Origin of the sequence: Cellulosilyticum sp. WCF-2, assembly GCF_003990395.1 — a bacterium.
In the GTDB taxonomy this organism is placed as follows: Bacteria; Bacillota; Clostridia; order Lachnospirales; family Cellulosilyticaceae; genus Cellulosilyticum; species Cellulosilyticum lentocellum.
In genome coordinates this window covers 1,882,011-1,898,339 of the sequence record NZ_CP034675.1, presented here as the reverse complement: position 1 = coordinate 1,898,339, position 16,329 = coordinate 1,882,011, and the positions used below count along the sequence as shown (strand labels likewise).

Sequence of the window (16,329 nt, the reverse complement as noted above, 5' to 3'; positions counted from 1 at the left end):
CATCATTGGTTATGCAAGTGCTGGTCTTTTACTAGAATAGAAACCTAAGTCTTTCAGCTAAACTATTTTAGTATGAGGTACCTTTCATAGAGGTACCTCTTATCCATTTATTACTGATTCAAAAATTGCTCTTGAAAAAAATCAACTTGCCAGCTACTTTTATGGAGTTCACTTAAATACTTTAATCCCATAGCTCCATACTGTTTCACTAACCCATTAAAATTTACAGTAATATCATCCGCCACCTCTAGGCGTTGCATGGCTATAGCATGATAAACAACTGATTGATAATTTACTTTTGGATACCACTTTGCCTTTGTTCCATAATAATAGTAATAACCTAATAACAGACTATCATCCTCAAAGCAATGCTTACCTTCTAGAAATCTTAAATCATATCCTCCTACTTCCTCAAGAATATGACTCACGTGAATACAGGGATGCGTAAATCCATGAACAATCTTATTACTTGTTAAATTTCTTAAAAACTTCTGCATTTCCGTACCATCTCTAGGTATCTCCCTTATGATATTGCCACTGAACTTCATATCTCCACTTTTATCAATAATACCACAGCTAATCATGGGTTCCTCATGAGTTCTTAAGTATCCTACTAAAGCTTCTTCCCATAAAGGTGAAAAAATCATATCTAAATGCAATTCACTTATATATTTTGTTTCTCTCCTATGCGTCCATATGTATTCAAAACAGCGCTGACGCCCTACTGGAATGCCTACATTCTTTCCTTCTCCAATGATAATAAAATTGAGCTTAAATTTCTCTAGAAACTTCTCTAGCTCCTGGTTAGATAAGTACCCTTGATTATAAATAATAACTGTTTTATACTTTGCTTCTTCTAATGAAAAAAGACAAGTCATGGCTAACTCTTGATCTTCTGATAAATGCTCGTTTCTAAATAAAAGTAGTAAAGTATGCACCAATTCCTCTTTTGCTTGAGTCTTAGTTACCTTTTTCTGTGCCAATTCTAAGCATTTATCTTGTATTAGCTTCAAATTGTTCTTTATACGCTGATTATTAGGATTAATTATATTGGCTTCTTTTGCATATACTAACGCTTTATCATACATACCTAAGTAATATGCTCCCAAGGCTGCTAAATCATAGGGAGTCTCATTCCATGCATAGCCCATGTTAATATAACATTTTGACTTCTCTTTGATTTTTAATGCTTCATTGGCCATCATAAAAACTGTTATCCATTCTTCTTTTAAATAAGCATATTGAGCCATTTCTACGTAAGCCTCTCTCATATAAGGTACCTCTGCAATAGCTCGGTAATACCAAGCCTCTGCTTCTTTACCCTCACCTAAGTTTCCATAGCTAGTTGCTATCCATCTCATTGCCGCACATCTTTCTTCTTTCCAAACTGCTGACTTTAATTGTAAATATCTTATTAGTGTATCTATACACTGCTGCGATTTTTCTTTGTACATATATTCCCTACCTAAATAGTAGGTCATCCTATCATCTTCCGGACTTTCTTCTATTGCCATCTCCAAAAGTTCTAGATAAGAGTCTCTAGATTTAGTTGAATCAGGATAATGGTTAAGAACCATCCCTTCTATAAAAACTTCCCTATATGGTTCTTTACCTACATATTCTAAAACTTCATGCACAGGATATACCCATCTAAAATGCTGCCTATCATGTACTTTAAAATAGGTAAACTGGCTATTTGGTGTACCATCTGGATTTAAATTCCAATTATACAGGTATTTACCTTGATGAATGCCTTTTTGCCACGTACTTTCTAATGTTTCTCTCCATCCTGGTACTAGCATTTCATCCAAATCCGTACAGACACAAATATCTACATTCTCCGGAAGATGTTCTAAAGAAATATTTCTAGCCACATCAAAACGCCAAGGGATAATCTCTTCTTTATAAACTACAGCTCCCTTAGTTTCTAATATTTCTACTGTTTTATCCGTTGACCCTGTATCTGTAACAACAATAATATCAGCCTCACTCATAGAGTTCATCCATGCTTCAGCAAATTTTTCTTCATTTTTACATATTGCATAAACTCCCACTTTAAAATGTCTCATTCTACTCCTCCTTCCTTATAATTTGGCTTTAATAAGTTTTTTATTATTTTCTAATCTTGAGTCGTTAGGTAATAACTCACACGCTTTTATAGCATGTTCATAAGATTTTTCATAAAGACCTAAGTAATAACAAGAAATAGCTGCGTAATCTTCTAATATATATCCCCAGCTCTCAGGTTCAACTAAATAACTTCCAGACCTTTCTTTTATTTCTAATCCTTTTTCTGTTACAAAAAATAATAATTCCCAATTTTCTTCACTGTACGCCAACTTTGCCATATATACATAAGGTTCTCTTACATATGGGCACTCCGCTATAGCCCGATAAAGCCATACTTTTGCTTCTGACATATTCTCCATTGCTTTATAACTATTAGAAATAAAACGCATAGAAGCTGACCTTTCCTCATCCCAAGTAGCTGTTGGTAACGACAGATGCCTCTTTAAAATCTCTATACAAGCATCATATTGGCTATAATACATATACTCTCGCCCTAGCCAAAAAATTGTACGATCATCCATAGGGTTTTCTTCTGCTGATAATTCCAATAAAGCTAAGTATTGACTCCTAGGTTTAGTTAAGTCTGGATAATGATTTAACACAATATCATAAATAGCTACTGACTGATCTGGTTCTTCTCCAATATACTCAAGTACCTCATGTACAGGATGAATCCACCTAAAATTATTCCTAGCATGTATTTTTTCCATTACAAATTGTTTATCAGGACTACTATCCGCTTTATATGACCATGTAAATCTATATTTTGCTCTTGTATAAAAAGGTCGCCAGACTTCTTCTAGTTTTTTTCTCCATCCTTTTTCAAATACTTCATCTAAGTCGTTGGATACACAAATATCTACATCTATAGGCACATAGTCTAAGGCCTTATTTCGAGCCACATCAAATCTCCATGGCTCTATCTTATCTTCATAAACAATCGCCCCTCTTTTACGCAATTTACCAACCGTCTCATCCGTAGAACCAGTGTCCAAAACAACTACTAAATCTGCTTCACTTACAGCATCCATCCACCGCTCAACAAACTGCTCTTCATCTTTACTAATCGCATAAACACATACCTTATATTTTCCCATTATTCACCTCTTTACTAAATATAGCCATATAATTCTTTCATCCTGTTTTATCTTATTCTCTTATATATATATGACATAGCTTTAATCTAAAACGTATTAATAAGAAATCTTTACTTATTTGCTTTAATATGCCTTCTTATAACAACCTCTCAATTAATTCATACGCTCTATTTTTCTAAATAACATGCTTTTATATTTCTAATATGGTAATATAATATATAGTAAGGTTTAATTAAGGGGGTAATTAATTTTGGAAATTGAACGTAAATTTTTAGTGCAAGACTATCCTTCACTTGAAGCATACTCAAGCGAAAAAATAACACAGGCATACATTTCAACCGATCCTGTTATAAGGCTTCGTGAGATGGGAAACCAATATTTTCTTACAGTTAAATCCCAAGGGCATATGATACGAGAAGAATTTGAAATGCCCATCACCAAAGAGCAATATGATTCTCTTTATAAAAAAGTAGATAGCTCGCCTATTAAAAAAACAAGGTATTTTATTCCTTTAGAAAATCAATTAACAGCTGAGTTAGATATTTATCAAGGTCACTTAGATGGCTTATGCACCGTAGAAGTTGAATTTACTTCCGTAGCCGCTGCTGATTCTTTCAAAGCTCCTCAGTGGTTTGGAAAAGACATCACCTTAGATAATCGCTATAAAAACAATAATTTAGCTACCTACGGAGTTCCTACAGAAAAATAGGAATTTGTTTTATTATTTATTAGGGATTGTCTTTCCTAGCTACATATATCTTTATATAAAAATGAAGTTTTTAAACTAGAGTCTTAGAGGTTTGATTCCTAGCAAAAAGGTGCACCCATCAAATCCTTAAGAGCCCCTCCTCTTGGTTAAGCTTTAATAATTGCTATTTAGTAGTCTCATGAAGCGCCGACAATACTGAGGAGCTTTGCTATGTCTTTCATAAGGTTACTTGTAGCAATTATTAATTAAGTTTCCTCCAAGAGCTAGATAAACAAAAGAAGCCGAACTAAGTATATTTTATTTACTTAGTTCGGCTTCTTTTATAATGTATTTCTACCTTCTTTTTATTTCTCTCACAAACACAAAAAAGCCAGTATAGATGCTATCATCTACACTGGCTTTTTTATACAGGGCTAGGAGGATTCGAACCTCCGTCTGCAGGAATCAAAATCCTGTGCCTTACCGCTTGGCGATAACCCTATATACCGTATCCACAGGGATTCGAACCCCGGACCCACGCCTTAGAAGGGCGTTGCTCTATCCAGCTGAGCTATGGATACATAAGAGCGGGTGATGGGAATCGAACCCACGTAGTCAGCTTGGAAGGCTGAAGTTCTACCATTGAACTACACCCGCATATACTATGCATATTTATTTAATGATGCGGGCGAAGGGAGTCGAACCCTTACACCTCGCGGCGCTAGATCCTAAGTCTAGTGCGTCTGCCAATTCCGCCACGCCCGCATATTAAAACCTTAACTATTGAGTTAAGAATGAGCCACCCGGGAATCGAACCCGGGACAACTTGATTAAAAGTCAAGTGCTCTACCGACTGAGCTAGTGACCCAAACCATAGGACAAATGTCCTAACAGGGCTAGGAGGATTTGAACCTCCGAATGCAGGAATCAAAATCCTGTGCCTTACCGCTTGGCGATAACCCTACATTATTATGTACGTTTGTCCATAATAAAAGGTGGGTAATGGGGCTCGAACCCACGACACCTGGAACCACAATCCAGTGCTACTACCAACTGAGCTATACCCACCATACCGTATCCACAGGGATTCGAACCCCGGACCCACGCCTTAGAAGGGCGTTGCTCTATCCAGCTGAGCTATGGATACACAAGAGCGGGTGATGGGAATCGAACCCACGTAGTCAGCTTGGAAGGCTGAAGTTCTACCATTGAACTACACCCGCATATCATATGCTTCATTTTGTCAGTTTTTAGAGTTCCCTCCTCGACTGACAAAATGTATTATACCTAACTTCTTTGCATACGTCAACACCTTTTATGTTTTTTTTTATTTTTTTTACCTTACCCTATATCTATTACTTATAGGATGTATAATGACATTCTCATTCTCAATTATTTGCATGATATTTGCTTCTTTGATTTGCCCACCCTTAACTTCTACAATAGCATAAGAAGGGTATTTTCCATCTCTAGGCTGCGTCATACTCCCTGGGTTTAATAGAAGTACATCTTCTTTTCTCTCTATATGAGCACAATGAGAATGACCACATACTGCTACCTGTGCTTCATGGGCTATGGCATCAATAATAAGATCATCATATTCTCCCCATTTTACACCATACCTGTGCCCATGAGTCATATAAAAGGATATACCTTCTATAGTTACCACTTCACTGTATGCACCTCCAAAGCCAACATCACAATTACCATACACATAATGTATCTCTACACCAGGATAGTATTTTTGTAATAGCCTTGCATCACTAACATAATCTCCACAATGCAATACAGTACCCACACCTAGAGGAATTGTGCGTTCTAATATCATTTTTACATTTTCAATCTTTCCATGAGTATCACTTATTATTAGTACTTTCATTTACTCACCTACAGCACTTTTAATAATTCTTTTTTCATAGCTTTAAGTGCTTTGGCACGATGACTAATTTGATTCTTCTCCTCCATAGAGAGCATGGCTGTAGAAGTCCCTAATTCTTCTACGTAAAAAATAGGGTCATATCCGAATCCATTAGTGCCCTTCGCTTCATAACCAATATAGCCTTCTAATACACCTGTTGTCGTTATTGTAGCTTCATTCTTACGACTCATAGCAATACTACAAACGAATCTTGCTGTTCGTTCTTCTTTAGCTACATCTTGTAATTTTTCTAATATCATTTGATTTTTTATTTCATATGATGTATCTTTCCCTAAATACCTAGCAGAATATACACCCGGTTCCTTATTTAAATAATCAATTTCTAGCCCTGAATCATCTGCAATTACAATAGCATTTGGTTCAAGCGCAGCTATTGCTTCTGACTTAATGATGGCATTCGCTTCAAAGGTCGTACCATTTTCTTCGATATCTATATCTATCCCTGCTTCTCCCATAGTTTTTACTTCAACTTGTAGATCAGCTAACATCTCTTTTATTTCTTTTACTTTTCCTTTATTTTGAGTTGCTACTATAATTGTTTTCATCATTTACTCCTAACGGCATCATTTCTTGTGTCTCTGAAATAAGTATATCTACATCCAATAAAAGAATCATTTGATCTGCTTTTTTGATAATTCCTTGTATACAACTTACTTCTTTTTTTCCTAATATAGTTGATGATTCTTCTATATGCATGGTTTCTACTGTTAATATCTCTGATACACTATCTACAATAAACCCAACCCTATTATCCTTTAGATTCATTAAAATCAGTTTTGAATGACTTAAGTTTTCGTGTAATGGCAGGTTTAGTCTTTTTCGTAAATTGAATATGGTAAATACAACACCTCTGACATTGATAATCCCCTCTATATAATCGGGCACCTCTGGTACAGGCCTTATTGATTCATAATTTTGTATTTCTAACACCTTTATTATATCCATACCAAACTCATGTTCTAATAATTTGAAAACGACAATCTGCTTACTCTCCATAAGACATTCCCCCTGAATATCAATCTTTTTGATGAATCCATCCTAAATAAGCATTCATAAAGCGGTCTATATCTCCATCCATAACGGCTGAAGTATTTCCTGTTTCCTCACTCGTCCTATGGTCCTTTACCATATTATAAGGATGAAAAACATAGGATCTAATTTGACTTCCCCAAGCGATATCTTTTTTTTCTCCTCGTATACCATCTATTCTATCCATGCGCTCCTCTTGTTCTTTTTCATAGAGTTTTGCTTTTAGCATTTGCATAGCTCTTTCTCTATTTTGAATCTGTGAACGTTCATTTTGACATTGTACTACGATATTAGTTGGTAAATGAGTAATACGCACAGCTGAATCTGTTGTATTAACATGTTGTCCACCTGCTCCTGTCGAACGATACGTATCTATACGTAAGTCTTCTGGCCTAATATCAATTTCTATTTCATCTGTAATCTCAGGTATAACATCGCACGAAGCAAAGGAAGTATGTCTTCTTCCAGAAGAATCAAAAGGTGATATACGTACCAGACGATGAATCCCCTTCTCTGATTTTAAATAACCATAAGCATTTTCACCACTTATTTGAATGGTTACCGACTTAATACCGGCTTCATCTCCATCGAGATAATCAAGGACTTCCACCTTAAAACCTTTTCTGTCAGCCCATCTTGTATACATTCTAAAAAGCATAGCTACCCAGTCGCATGCCTCTGTTCCACCTGCTCCTGGATGGAGTTCTAATATGGCATTATTACGGTCATACTCCTGATCTAACAATGTGGCGGTAAGCATTTCGCTGTAATCTTCTTCAAAAGTTTTTGCACATGCTTTTGCTTCCTCCGCCAATCCAAGATCCTCGTCCTCATTAGCCATTTCTATAAGCACCAAAATATCTTCAAAACTACCACATAATTTATCGTATTTTTCTATACGATCTTTATAGCTTTTAAGTTGTTGTAGTACACTTTGCGCTCTTTCTATGTCGTTCCAAAAAGCATTGTCCATAGACATCTCTTCTAACTCACTAGCTTTAACTTTGCATCCTTCAATGTCAAAGACGGTTCCCCATTTCAACTAATTTCACTTTATACGGTTGCAAACTTATCTGCAATTGTTCCATTTCTAACATCCTATCACTCCTTTTGTATTTATCATAGCTTCTTTATGTCTCTTTGTTCAACTATTTTCATTCATAAAAGCTAATTTCATAAAAAGAAACAGCTTAAATAGGTTTAAGCTGTTTCTTTTGGTAATAGCGGGAACAGGACTTGAACCTGTGACCTTCGGGTTATGAGCCCGACGAGCTGCCAACTGCTCCATCCCGCGTTATTCTTCTAATAACAAAGCAACACTATATGCTCTGTTAATTTAAGTATAATCCATGTATCATTTTTGTCAAGGCTATTTCTTTTCTCGAAAGACAATTGTATCCTCTTCTACCATACCCAGTTGATCTGTTGCTACCTTTTCAATATACTCTTTAGAGTTAATATCTGTCACTTCTTTTTGTAGTGCCTCTAGCTTATCTTGTTGAACAGCTACTTTTTCTCTTGTTACTTCTAACTCTTTATCAACTTTTTGGTTCAATACCCTAAGATTTTGTCCACTTACAAACAAGCCCACTACTCCTAGGGTAGTGACGATAAATGCAATTCTTAAAATGATTACTTTTTGTTTTCTCATTTGTATCCCTGCTTTTATATAAAATTAAAATTTATTTTGTATCCTTCTTACTTATTATAATATAAAAGCTATTAGCCTTTGTAAATCATATTTTTTGATTTTTTAAAAAACGTTCTGTTTTTTTATCTGCCTCTTGTTGATATTTCTTCCTGGCAATCGCCCGTCTTTTAAGTTTTTGATAGTATTTCATCTGATTGTGTTTATTTTGTATGTAATTTAAAGGAACATTAATCAGCCTTATAGTTCCTCTAACAGGGATAAGGATTAGATGGTAAAGCTTCCTAAGTACTGCTTTTACATAATTAATAATCCTAGTCATAATTCCCATAAAAACAATGCTAAAGGTTAGGAAATACAGAGTTGCTCCTAAAATAATACCAATAAAGATATAAGGTCTTATATCTGCATAATTACATATATAAAGCATATAGAACCCAGTAAAACCACAAAAAATCCAGTATAGCATATCTTCTAGCTGTACAAAGAAATTAGGGTGCTTTATAATTTTTCTCACAATTCTTACTAGGTCAAATATAATCCCCATCATAATCCCTATTTCGATAGAAGTGATAAAGAGCCTGGTTTGACTGCTTACAATTTGATTCATAACATCACCGACTTATTTAAATAATTTCGACATAATCGTGCCCTTTTTCTTACCTTGGCTTTGATTATCATGATAAATAAGTTCATCAACTGTTCCTTCTACAATCACCTCTCCATCATCAATATTCATCTTAATGATATGGAGCCCGTCTCCTTTAATCTCCAGATACCCTTTACCCGTTTCTAATTCTATAACTTCTTCATCAAAAGAAAAAACTTCTGTTACGCCTGTAATAGATAGCTTTTCTCTATCTGATAAAGTAAGCATGTGCTTTCGTCCCATTTTTTCTTCCATTTTTATCATCCTTTCATCTTATAGCCTTCTATAACTATTTATATGAAAGGAAATGATATTTATTACAAAATACGGTACAAGTTATCTGTTTCTTCTTTTTTTACATGTTCCTTAATTTCTAACACTTCATACTTAGCGGTCTGCGTCCCAAAACGAATCTCTATAACATCACCTATCTTTACATCAGTTCCTGGTTTTGCAAGCTTATCATTAACCATCACTCTTCCACTATCACATGCTTCTTGAGCAATAGTTCTTCTTTTAATGATACGACTAATCTTTAAGTATTTATCTATACGCATCTTATCCTCCATTTGAAAAAAAAAAATCTACACTAACAGTGTAGATTTTTATATATTAGTTACCTTTAACAACATCTTTTAAAGCTTTACCAGGTTTGAATTTAGGTGCTTTTCCACCTGGGATTGGCATTTCTTCATTTGTTTTTGGATTTCTACCTACACGTGGTTTACGCTCTGTAACTTCAAATGTTCCAAAACCAACTAATTGAATTTTTCCCCCAGCTTGAAGTTCTTCCATTACAACATCTTCAAAAGCCTTAAGTGCTTTTTCAGCATCTTTTTTGCTAATTTCTGCTTTTGCAGACATAGCAGCTACTAATTCAGATTTGTTCATTATTTGTTCCTCCTCTATTCATGTTTCTAACATGGATATATGTATTGAAAATTTTAGGTTCAATCTTTTGGAACCCTTGAATTTTCAATATATCTAAATCTATTTATAAACTTTTCCATTGATTTTGTCAAGGCAAATTCCGCATTTATCTCAAAAAAAGTGGATAATTTTACTACAGCAAACAGGATTTCGCCTATTTTTTCTTCATTTTGTACAATATCACCTTGTTTTACAGTATCTTTTATGCAATTCAACCTATCAATTAACCCTTCTAATTCCTGTAAAATATCCCTATTTATAGCTCCACTTTTTATTGCTTTCTTTTGTACTTTTTGAGTTTTAACTAAAGCGGGAAGTGTCTTAGCTACTCGGTCCATAGATTCCACCAAGCTTGTCTCATTTTTTTCTTTTTGCTTAAGTTCTTCCCAATTAGCCAATACCTCCTCGGAATTTTCCACCTTCGTATCCTTAAAAACATGAGGATGTCTATAAATTAATTTATGCGCTAAGTCATGGATTACCTCTTCTAAAGTAAATTCACCATCTTCTTTTGCAATTTGTGTATGCATCAGCACTTGCAATAGTACATCTCCCAATTCTTCTCTCATTAAAGGTATATCATTATTTTGTAAAGCTTCCATAAGCTCATAGCTTTCTTCTAATAAGCAGGGAATAAGAGATTCATGCGTTTGTTCTCTATCCCAAGGACATCCACCCTCACCTCTTAGTTTTTCAATAATTGCTACCAAATCCTCATAGCTATATAATGACTCCATTACTCTCCTCCTTGGCAGTTAAAATGCTTATTTCTTTATTTTATCACACCAATTCCCTCCGTACTATAAAGAAAACTTCTCATTTATCTCTTACATTAATCTCAAATATACTCTTTATACCTCTTAGTAACTATTAAGGATGACTCTTTCCTTACTTCTTAAAAATATCATTAACAGTTATTAAAAACAAAAGCCAGCAACTTAATCAATGATTATTAAGGTTGCTGGCTTTTATTTTATTGTTCCATCTGTTTACCTATAAAGCCAGAAGCAGAATAAGCTAATTTTTCTTCTACTTCACCCATAGCATTATTTTTATTAGCTGAAAGAAAGATAACTGCTCCTATAGCATCACCTTCACAAATAATAGGTGAAATCACTTCTGAATAATAGCTTTCTGTAGTTCCTTCTAGAAGAATAGGTACAAATTTTGCATCATCTTTAGTTGCTTTGAAAATAGAGCGTCCTTGAATAATTTTTTCTAAATGACTACTAATACTTTTATCTAAAAATTCTTTTTTAGAACCACCGGCCACAGCAATAACTTGATCTTTATCAGCAATACAGGTGATATGTCCTGTTGCTTGTGCTAAGGCATCCGCATATTCTTTTACAAAAGAGCTCAGTTCACCAACCGGAGAATACTTTTTCAAAATAACTTGCCCTTCATTGTCTGTAAAGATTTCTAAAGGATCTCCTTCTCTAATACGTAATGTGCGTCTAATCTCTTTAGGGATAACGACACGACCTAAGTCATCTATTCGTCTAACGATGCCTGTTGCTTTCAAAAGAAACAACCTCCTTAACAATGTCAAATTGATGATATATAGCTTTAACTATAATTTACAATTATTATGCTACATATTTTGGGATTCTATGCATGATACTCCTTGCTTTCGCTTTATATAATAAATTATTACCAATATCATCAAAACTCATTCAAAAAAAGAATCAAATCATAAAAATGATTTGATTCTTTTAAGATTCTTCACCGAGATTCATAATATGAATATTTTCGTAAGACTCTGTCTTTTCTACTTTGTAAGTTGCACTAAGTTCTGACAACTCATGATTCACAAAATCCTGCTGAATTTTTCTAATAGCAGCTTCTTTCATTGTTACTTCATCCATATCATTAAGCTCTTCTACTTTTACAATTTCATAACCCATACTCGTTTCAATAAGCTTAGGATAAACTGCTCCTATTTTTGCTTCATTAAATACTACCTCTTCTAGACTTTCTTCCATTTCTCCTTTTTTGAAAGTATACTGTCCATCATTTGTACTTACAGCAGCATCTTCTGAATACTTTCTAGCAAGTATCGTTAAATCTTCACCATTTAATGCTTGATTTAAGACATCTTCTGCTCTTTTTTTTGCCTCCGCATCCTTATCAGAAGGTAATGTATTACCCTGTTCATCTTTATTCTTAATGAGCACATGAGTAATAGTCGCACTTGATGTAAATTCACCTTCTTCTTCAAGCACTTTCATAGCTTCTTTAAGTTCCTCTTCATTAGGAATATAGGTTCCACCTAATTGACTAACAACCTTTTCTTCTAACTTTCCATATTCTAAGAACTTCTCATAATCTTTTTGCTTAATGCCATAATTTGTTACAAATTCTTTATTTGTCTCTACATAATTTTTAGCAGATTCCTTAATGGCACTCTTTTCTTCCTTTGTAAGCTTATTAATACCTGCTTCTTCTGCTTTTTGTTTTACGGCTACATAATAGGTTATGGATTTAAGAGCTCTTTCCTTTGCAAACTCCTCTGGTGTTTTTCCTTCTATAGGATCAACATCCCATATGTTAGGTAAAATACTCTCTAGACCGCGCTGTGTTGACCATAAGAAAATACGATATAAGGGCTCTGATACCTTTTCACTATTAACAGTGGCTACTATTGTTTCTTTGGCGCAACCAGTTAATCCAAAAGCCATAATACTTGCTAATACTAGCATAATTAAGGTTCTACTGATGCTCTTCACGCTACTCTCTCCTTATACAGTTCCTTTTTCTCTTTGTAAACTATTATAGCTTATAATCATTCACTCTTCAATTTTTTGAGCAGATGTAATATATTTTTAATATTACTAAGTAGTTCTTTTTTCCCTGCTTCTTCTAGATTCGCTTTAAAAGCAGGTTCCTTGCCTCCTACGAATTTTAGATTTCTACCATACTCTTTAAGTATTTCAGGTACTTTTTCAGCATTAAGAGGTGCATTTTCTTTAAACTTAAAGGTTACATGTTTATTGTTCTCAGATACTAAAATAATATATAAATCATGTGCCATAGCTTTGATAAGGGCAATGTCTAATAAATTATATACAGCCACTGGGATGTTTCCATAACGGTCTTCAATTTCTTCTTGAACATCTAAATAGTCTGTTTCATTTTTAATCGAAGCAATCTTCTTATAAATATCCAACTTTTGTATTTCATCAGGAATATAACTACCTGGAATATAAGCATTCAACTTAATTTCTATAGTTGTTTCATATTCTTCCGCTACTTCTTCCCCTCTTTCTTCACTCACTACTTCCGCTAACATTTTGCAGTACAAATCGTATCCAATAGACTCCATATGCCCATGTTGCTGAGCACCTAATAAATTGCCTGCCCCTCTAATTTCTAAGTCTCTCATTGCAATTTTAAAACCAGCTCCAAGTTCAGTAAACTGCTTAATGGCCTGAAGACGCTTCTCAGCTACTTCTTTTAGCACCTTATCTTTTTGATACATCAAATAAGCATACCCCATACGACTTGAGCGCCCAACACGTCCACGAAGTTGATACAACTGACTCAGCCCCATACGATCTGCATGATTCATAATAATTGTATTCGCATTAGAAATATCCAAACCCGTTTCAATAATAGTAGTACATACTAAAACGTCAATTTCACCTTCTATAAAGCGTAACATAATTTGCTCCAGTTCTCGTTCGCTCATTTGTCCATGAGCAAATGCCACTCTTGCTTTAGGAATTAGCTCTTGAATAGCATGTGCCTTTTCTTCTATGTCTTTGACTTGATTATGAAGGAAATAAACCTGTCCTCCTCTAGCTAACTCTCTATTAATGGCATCCTTAATAAAGTCTTCACTATACTCAATCACATAGGTTTGTACAGGTTTTCTTTCAACCGGAGCTTCTTCTAAAACACTCATATCCCTAATCCCTATTAAACTCATGTGAAGGGTTCTCGGAATAGGTGTTGCTGTTAAATTCATTACATCAACTTGTGTACGAAGCTGTTTAAGTTTTTCTTTGTGAGTTACACCGAAGCGTTGCTCTTCATCAATGATTACAAGCCCCAAGTCTTTAAACTGTACATCCTTGGATAACAATCTATGGGTCCCGACGATAATATCTACTTTTCCACTTGCTAGGCCTTCTAAGCTTTTCTTAATTTGCTTAGGCGTTCTAAAACGTGAAAGCAATTCTATGGTAATAGGATAGTCTGCCATACGTTCTGCAAAACGCTGATAATGTTGCTGAGCTAAAATAGTAGTTGGTACAAGATATGCCACTTGCTTGCTATTTTGTACTGCTTTAAAAGCAGCACGGATAGCCACTTCTGTTTTCCCATATCCTACATCTCCACAAATAAGACGGTCCATGATTTTGTCACTTTCCATATCTTTTTTAACATCTTCAATAGCTTCTAGTTGATCACCAGTTTCTTCATAAGGAAACATAGCTTCAAATTCTTTTTGCCAAATCGTATCTTCTTCATAACAAAATCCTCTTGAATATTGTCTTTGGCTATAAAGCTTAACAAGCTCTTTAGCTATATTTTGAATAGCTCCTTTGACTTTTGCTTTAGATTTTTTCCACTCAGATCCACCTAGTTTACTAAGTTTAGGCGCCTTACCTTCTGAACCTACATACTTTTGGACCATATCCATTTGATTGATATTAACGTACAATACATTGTTGTCTGCATATTCTATTTTTAAATTGTCTCTACTAATACCTTCAATAACAATTTGCTCGACCCCTTTAAATACACCGATACCATGTTGTTCATGTACAACATAATCTCCAGGTGCAAGTTCCAAAAAGCTTTGTATTTTAGCACCACTGTGTTTTTTCTTGGATTTTTTGGTTTTCTTATCTTTTCCAAATAAATCTTTATCAGCCACTATATAAAGGCCTAAATCCTCATAATAAAAACCTTTCTCTAAAACACCCTTGTAAATTAGAATTTGCCCCTTCTTAACTTCCTCTTCACTATTTTCACTATAACTCGCAATGACTCCTCTTTCTTCTAGCTCACTCATAAGACGTAAGGATTTTGCTTTAACACCTGATAAAATAATAACTCTTTTATTATCTTTCTTCCATTCCTTTAAATCCTTCTCTAGGAGTTCAAGATTTTTATATAAAGTATTATTCTCATGCACTTTCAGGGATAGCGTATAAGCAACATCAAAAGTCGCCACTTCTGCATTAAAGTTCATGAGAAAAAGTTTAGTAAAGGTTTCCATTCGCACAATTAAATGCTCATACTCAAAAATAAGCTGAATTTGTTTGGGTAAAATATGCCCGTATTCAAGGCGATCTTTCATACTCATACCGTATTCTTCTAGTACCCGTTCACATCTTGCCTTTGTTTTAACTGGTTCATCAATAATGAGAAGTGTTTCTTTAGGTAAGTAATCTAAAATAGATACTAATTTTAGCGAAGTATATGGTATATACAACTCTAATCCTCGGGGACTAATATCATTTTGAATTTGATCTATTGCCTCTCCCACTTGTTCCTCTATCTTAAGTGCGCTTTCCTTTTTACCGGCTTGTCTTAACGCTTTAGTAGTCTTTTTCAGGTCTTCTTTAATCGCTGGAATAGCTTCTTTTAAAAGGTCTAAATGAAAAATAATTTCCTGATTAGGCACAATACGTAGTGCCTCTACCTTTTGAATAGAGCGTTGTGTTTGCACGTTAAAGTTCCTTATAGAGTCGACTTCATCATCCCAAAGTTCAATTCTATAAGGTTCTTCATCAATAGGTGTATAAATGTCTATAATACCGCCACGAATGGCAAATTGTCCCATTCCTTCTACTCGCCCAACTCGTTCATAGCCCATTTGCACTAATTCACGTTCTAAACGGCTAATGTTAATGCATTCTCCCGCTTGTACAATCTTTGTATAAGATTCCCATGTTTCTTTAGGGGACAAAGGATTAAGTAGGGCCTCAATAGGAATGATAAACACTGCCTTTTCTCCTTTTTGTAAGGCCTCAATCACTTTAATACGCTGGGAAGTAATATCCATACTGTGCACATCTGCGTTATAAAACAAGATATCTCTTGCGGGATAAATATACACTTTTTCTTTACCGTCTAAAGCCATCATATCTTCTGAAATTTGCTTGGTACTTGGCTCATCATAAGTGATAATTACAAGTGGCTTTTCAGTGAAGCAACCTATGCCATATGAAAAATGACCTTTGCAGGCATCTATCATGTTTACAACCTTGACATTTTCACCGTACTCCAGATGCTCTAAAAGCTGTGACATTCCCTGCACTTCTT

16 protein-coding genes and 10 tRNA genes are annotated in these 16,329 nt (G+C 34.7%); 1 reads left to right on the top strand and 25 read right to left on the bottom strand.

The window, feature by feature from the left end; genetic code table 11:
• Positions 1-110 precede the first annotated feature (110 nt).
• On the bottom strand, positions 111-2,069 hold the full coding sequence (locus EKH84_RS21960) for a hypothetical protein (protein ID WP_190283544.1): 1,959 nt from the start codon (positions 2,067-2,069) through the stop codon (positions 111-113).
• Positions 2,070-2,084: 15 nt separating this feature from the next.
• Positions 2,085-3,167 (bottom strand): glycosyl transferase family 2, encoded by a 1,083-nt coding sequence (locus tag EKH84_RS08380; protein WP_013656147.1) that lies wholly within the window; start codon positions 3,165-3,167, stop codon positions 2,085-2,087.
• A 250-nt stretch (positions 3,168-3,417) separates the two neighbouring features.
• Between EKH84_RS08380 and EKH84_RS08375 the strand changes: the two genes are divergently transcribed.
• On the top strand, positions 3,418-3,876 hold the full coding sequence (locus EKH84_RS08375) for a CYTH domain-containing protein (protein WP_013656146.1): 459 nt from the start codon (positions 3,418-3,420) through the stop codon (positions 3,874-3,876).
• A gap of 408 nt (positions 3,877-4,284) precedes the next feature.
• On the opposite strand, the gene EKH84_RS08370 is transcribed toward EKH84_RS08375, so the two are convergent.
• The 23 genes from EKH84_RS08370 to mfd form a co-directional block, all read right to left on the bottom strand.
• Positions 4,285-4,356 (bottom strand) — tRNA-Gln (locus EKH84_RS08370).
• Positions 4,357-4,362: 6 nt separating this feature from the next.
• Positions 4,363-4,436: transfer RNA gene (locus EKH84_RS08365), tRNA-Arg, on the bottom strand.
• Positions 4,437-4,441: 5 nt separating this feature from the next.
• A tRNA-Gly gene (locus EKH84_RS08360) sits at positions 4,442-4,512 on the bottom strand.
• 26 nt (positions 4,513-4,538) lie between these two features.
• Positions 4,539-4,620 (bottom strand) — tRNA-Leu (locus EKH84_RS08355).
• Positions 4,621-4,650: 30 nt separating this feature from the next.
• A tRNA-Lys gene (locus EKH84_RS08350) sits at positions 4,651-4,723 on the bottom strand.
• 23 nt (positions 4,724-4,746) lie between these two features.
• A tRNA-Gln gene (locus EKH84_RS08345) sits at positions 4,747-4,818 on the bottom strand.
• Positions 4,819-4,849: 31 nt separating this feature from the next.
• Positions 4,850-4,923: transfer RNA gene (locus tag EKH84_RS08340), tRNA-His, on the bottom strand.
• Between the two features lie 5 nt (positions 4,924-4,928).
• A tRNA-Arg gene (locus EKH84_RS08335) sits at positions 4,929-5,002 on the bottom strand.
• A gap of 5 nt (positions 5,003-5,007) precedes the next feature.
• A tRNA-Gly gene (locus EKH84_RS08330) sits at positions 5,008-5,078 on the bottom strand.
• A gap of 113 nt (positions 5,079-5,191) precedes the next feature.
• Entirely contained in the window at positions 5,192-5,734 is a 543-nt protein-coding gene (locus EKH84_RS08325) for a metallophosphoesterase family protein (protein WP_127065931.1), read from the bottom strand.
• Positions 5,735-5,742: 8 nt separating this feature from the next.
• Positions 5,743-6,339 (bottom strand): XTP/dITP diphosphatase, encoded by a 597-nt coding sequence (locus EKH84_RS08320; protein ID WP_013656144.1) that lies wholly within the window; start codon positions 6,337-6,339, stop codon positions 5,743-5,745.
• Positions 6,308-6,790, bottom strand: a complete 483-nt coding sequence (locus EKH84_RS08315) for a chemotaxis protein CheW (protein ID WP_127065930.1) — start codon at positions 6,788-6,790, stop codon at positions 6,308-6,310. The genes EKH84_RS08320 and EKH84_RS08315 overlap by 32 nt, the downstream gene beginning before the upstream one ends.
• Before the next feature lie 19 nt (positions 6,791-6,809).
• Positions 6,810-7,920 (bottom strand): peptide chain release factor 2 gene (prfB, locus tag EKH84_RS08310; protein WP_190283543.1). Its coding sequence is split into 2 segments (ribosomal slippage): positions 6,810-7,844 and positions 7,846-7,920, totalling 1,110 coding nucleotides; the frame shifts between segments, so codons are not numbered across the junction.
• A 124-nt stretch (positions 7,921-8,044) separates the two neighbouring features.
• Positions 8,045-8,117: transfer RNA gene (locus EKH84_RS08305), tRNA-Met, on the bottom strand.
• Positions 8,118-8,192: 75 nt separating this feature from the next.
• Positions 8,193-8,474: an FtsB family cell division protein gene (locus tag EKH84_RS08300; RefSeq protein ID WP_127065928.1), complete on the bottom strand. Its 282-nt coding sequence runs from the start codon at positions 8,472-8,474 to the stop codon at positions 8,193-8,195.
• Positions 8,475-8,559: 85 nt separating this feature from the next.
• A complete protein-coding gene (gene yabQ, locus EKH84_RS08295; RefSeq protein WP_127065927.1) occupies positions 8,560-9,081 on the bottom strand; it encodes a spore cortex biosynthesis protein YabQ in 522 nt (173 codons plus the stop codon).
• 12 nt (positions 9,082-9,093) lie between these two features.
• Positions 9,094-9,375 (bottom strand): sporulation protein YabP, encoded by a 282-nt coding sequence (yabP, locus tag EKH84_RS08290; RefSeq protein WP_127065926.1) that lies wholly within the window; start codon positions 9,373-9,375, stop codon positions 9,094-9,096.
• A 62-nt stretch (positions 9,376-9,437) separates the two neighbouring features.
• Positions 9,438-9,677 (bottom strand): RNA-binding S4 domain-containing protein, encoded by a 240-nt coding sequence (locus EKH84_RS08285; protein WP_013656138.1) that lies wholly within the window; start codon positions 9,675-9,677, stop codon positions 9,438-9,440.
• Between the two features lie 55 nt (positions 9,678-9,732).
• Positions 9,733-10,011, bottom strand: a complete 279-nt coding sequence (locus EKH84_RS08280) for an HU family DNA-binding protein (protein ID WP_013656137.1) — start codon at positions 10,009-10,011, stop codon at positions 9,733-9,735.
• Between the two features lie 59 nt (positions 10,012-10,070).
• Complete coding sequence (gene mazG / locus EKH84_RS08275) at positions 10,071-10,787, bottom strand: nucleoside triphosphate pyrophosphohydrolase (protein ID WP_127065925.1); 717 nt, start codon at positions 10,785-10,787, stop codon at positions 10,071-10,073.
• 236 nt (positions 10,788-11,023) lie between these two features.
• Positions 11,024-11,575, bottom strand: a complete 552-nt coding sequence (spoVT, locus tag EKH84_RS08270) for a stage V sporulation protein T (RefSeq protein ID WP_013656135.1) — start codon at positions 11,573-11,575, stop codon at positions 11,024-11,026.
• 190 nt (positions 11,576-11,765) lie between these two features.
• Positions 11,766-12,779, bottom strand: a complete 1,014-nt coding sequence (locus tag EKH84_RS08265; protein ID WP_127065924.1) for a peptidylprolyl isomerase — start codon at positions 12,777-12,779, stop codon at positions 11,766-11,768.
• A 56-nt stretch (positions 12,780-12,835) separates the two neighbouring features.
• The gene (mfd, locus tag EKH84_RS08260; protein ID WP_190283582.1) at positions 12,836-16,315 is read right to left on the bottom strand and encodes a transcription-repair coupling factor; all 3,480 of its coding nucleotides are present in this window, start codon (positions 16,313-16,315) and stop codon (positions 12,836-12,838) included.
• Positions 16,316-16,329: the final 14 nt, after the last annotated feature.

What these genes read in the sequence shown, in the direction of transcription:
- EKH84_RS21960 (WP_190283544.1), bottom strand. Translation starts at nt 2,069, where the DNA reads ATGAGACATTTTAAAGTGGGAGTTTATGCAATATGTAAAAATGAAGAA.
- EKH84_RS08380 (WP_013656147.1), bottom strand. Translation starts at nt 3,167, where the DNA reads ATGGGAAAATATAAGGTATGTGTTTATGCGATTAGTAAAGATGAAGAG.
- EKH84_RS08325 (WP_127065931.1), bottom strand. Translation starts at nt 5,734, where the DNA reads ATGAAAGTACTAATAATAAGTGATACTCATGGAAAGATTGAAAATGTA.
- EKH84_RS08320 (WP_013656144.1), bottom strand. Translation starts at nt 6,339, where the DNA reads ATGAAAACAATTATAGTAGCAACTCAAAATAAAGGAAAAGTAAAAGAA.
- EKH84_RS08315 (WP_127065930.1), bottom strand. Translation starts at nt 6,790, where the DNA reads ATGGAGAGTAAGCAGATTGTCGTTTTCAAATTATTAGAACATGAGTTT.
- EKH84_RS08300 (WP_127065928.1), bottom strand. Translation starts at nt 8,474, where the DNA reads ATGAGAAAACAAAAAGTAATCATTTTAAGAATTGCATTTATCGTCACT.
- yabQ (WP_127065927.1), bottom strand. Translation starts at nt 9,081, where the DNA reads ATGAATCAAATTGTAAGCAGTCAAACCAGGCTCTTTATCACTTCTATC.
- yabP (WP_127065926.1), bottom strand. Translation starts at nt 9,375, where the DNA reads ATGGAAGAAAAAATGGGACGAAAGCACATGCTTACTTTATCAGATAGA.
- EKH84_RS08285 (WP_013656138.1), bottom strand. Translation starts at nt 9,677, where the DNA reads ATGCGTATAGATAAATACTTAAAGATTAGTCGTATCATTAAAAGAAGA.
- EKH84_RS08280 (WP_013656137.1), bottom strand. Translation starts at nt 10,011, where the DNA reads ATGAACAAATCTGAATTAGTAGCTGCTATGTCTGCAAAAGCAGAAATT.
- mazG (WP_127065925.1), bottom strand. Translation starts at nt 10,787, where the DNA reads ATGGAGTCATTATATAGCTATGAGGATTTGGTAGCAATTATTGAAAAA.
- mfd (WP_190283582.1), bottom strand. Translation starts at nt 16,315, where the DNA reads ATGTCACAGCTTTTAGAGCATCTGGAGTACGGTGAAAATGTCAAGGTT.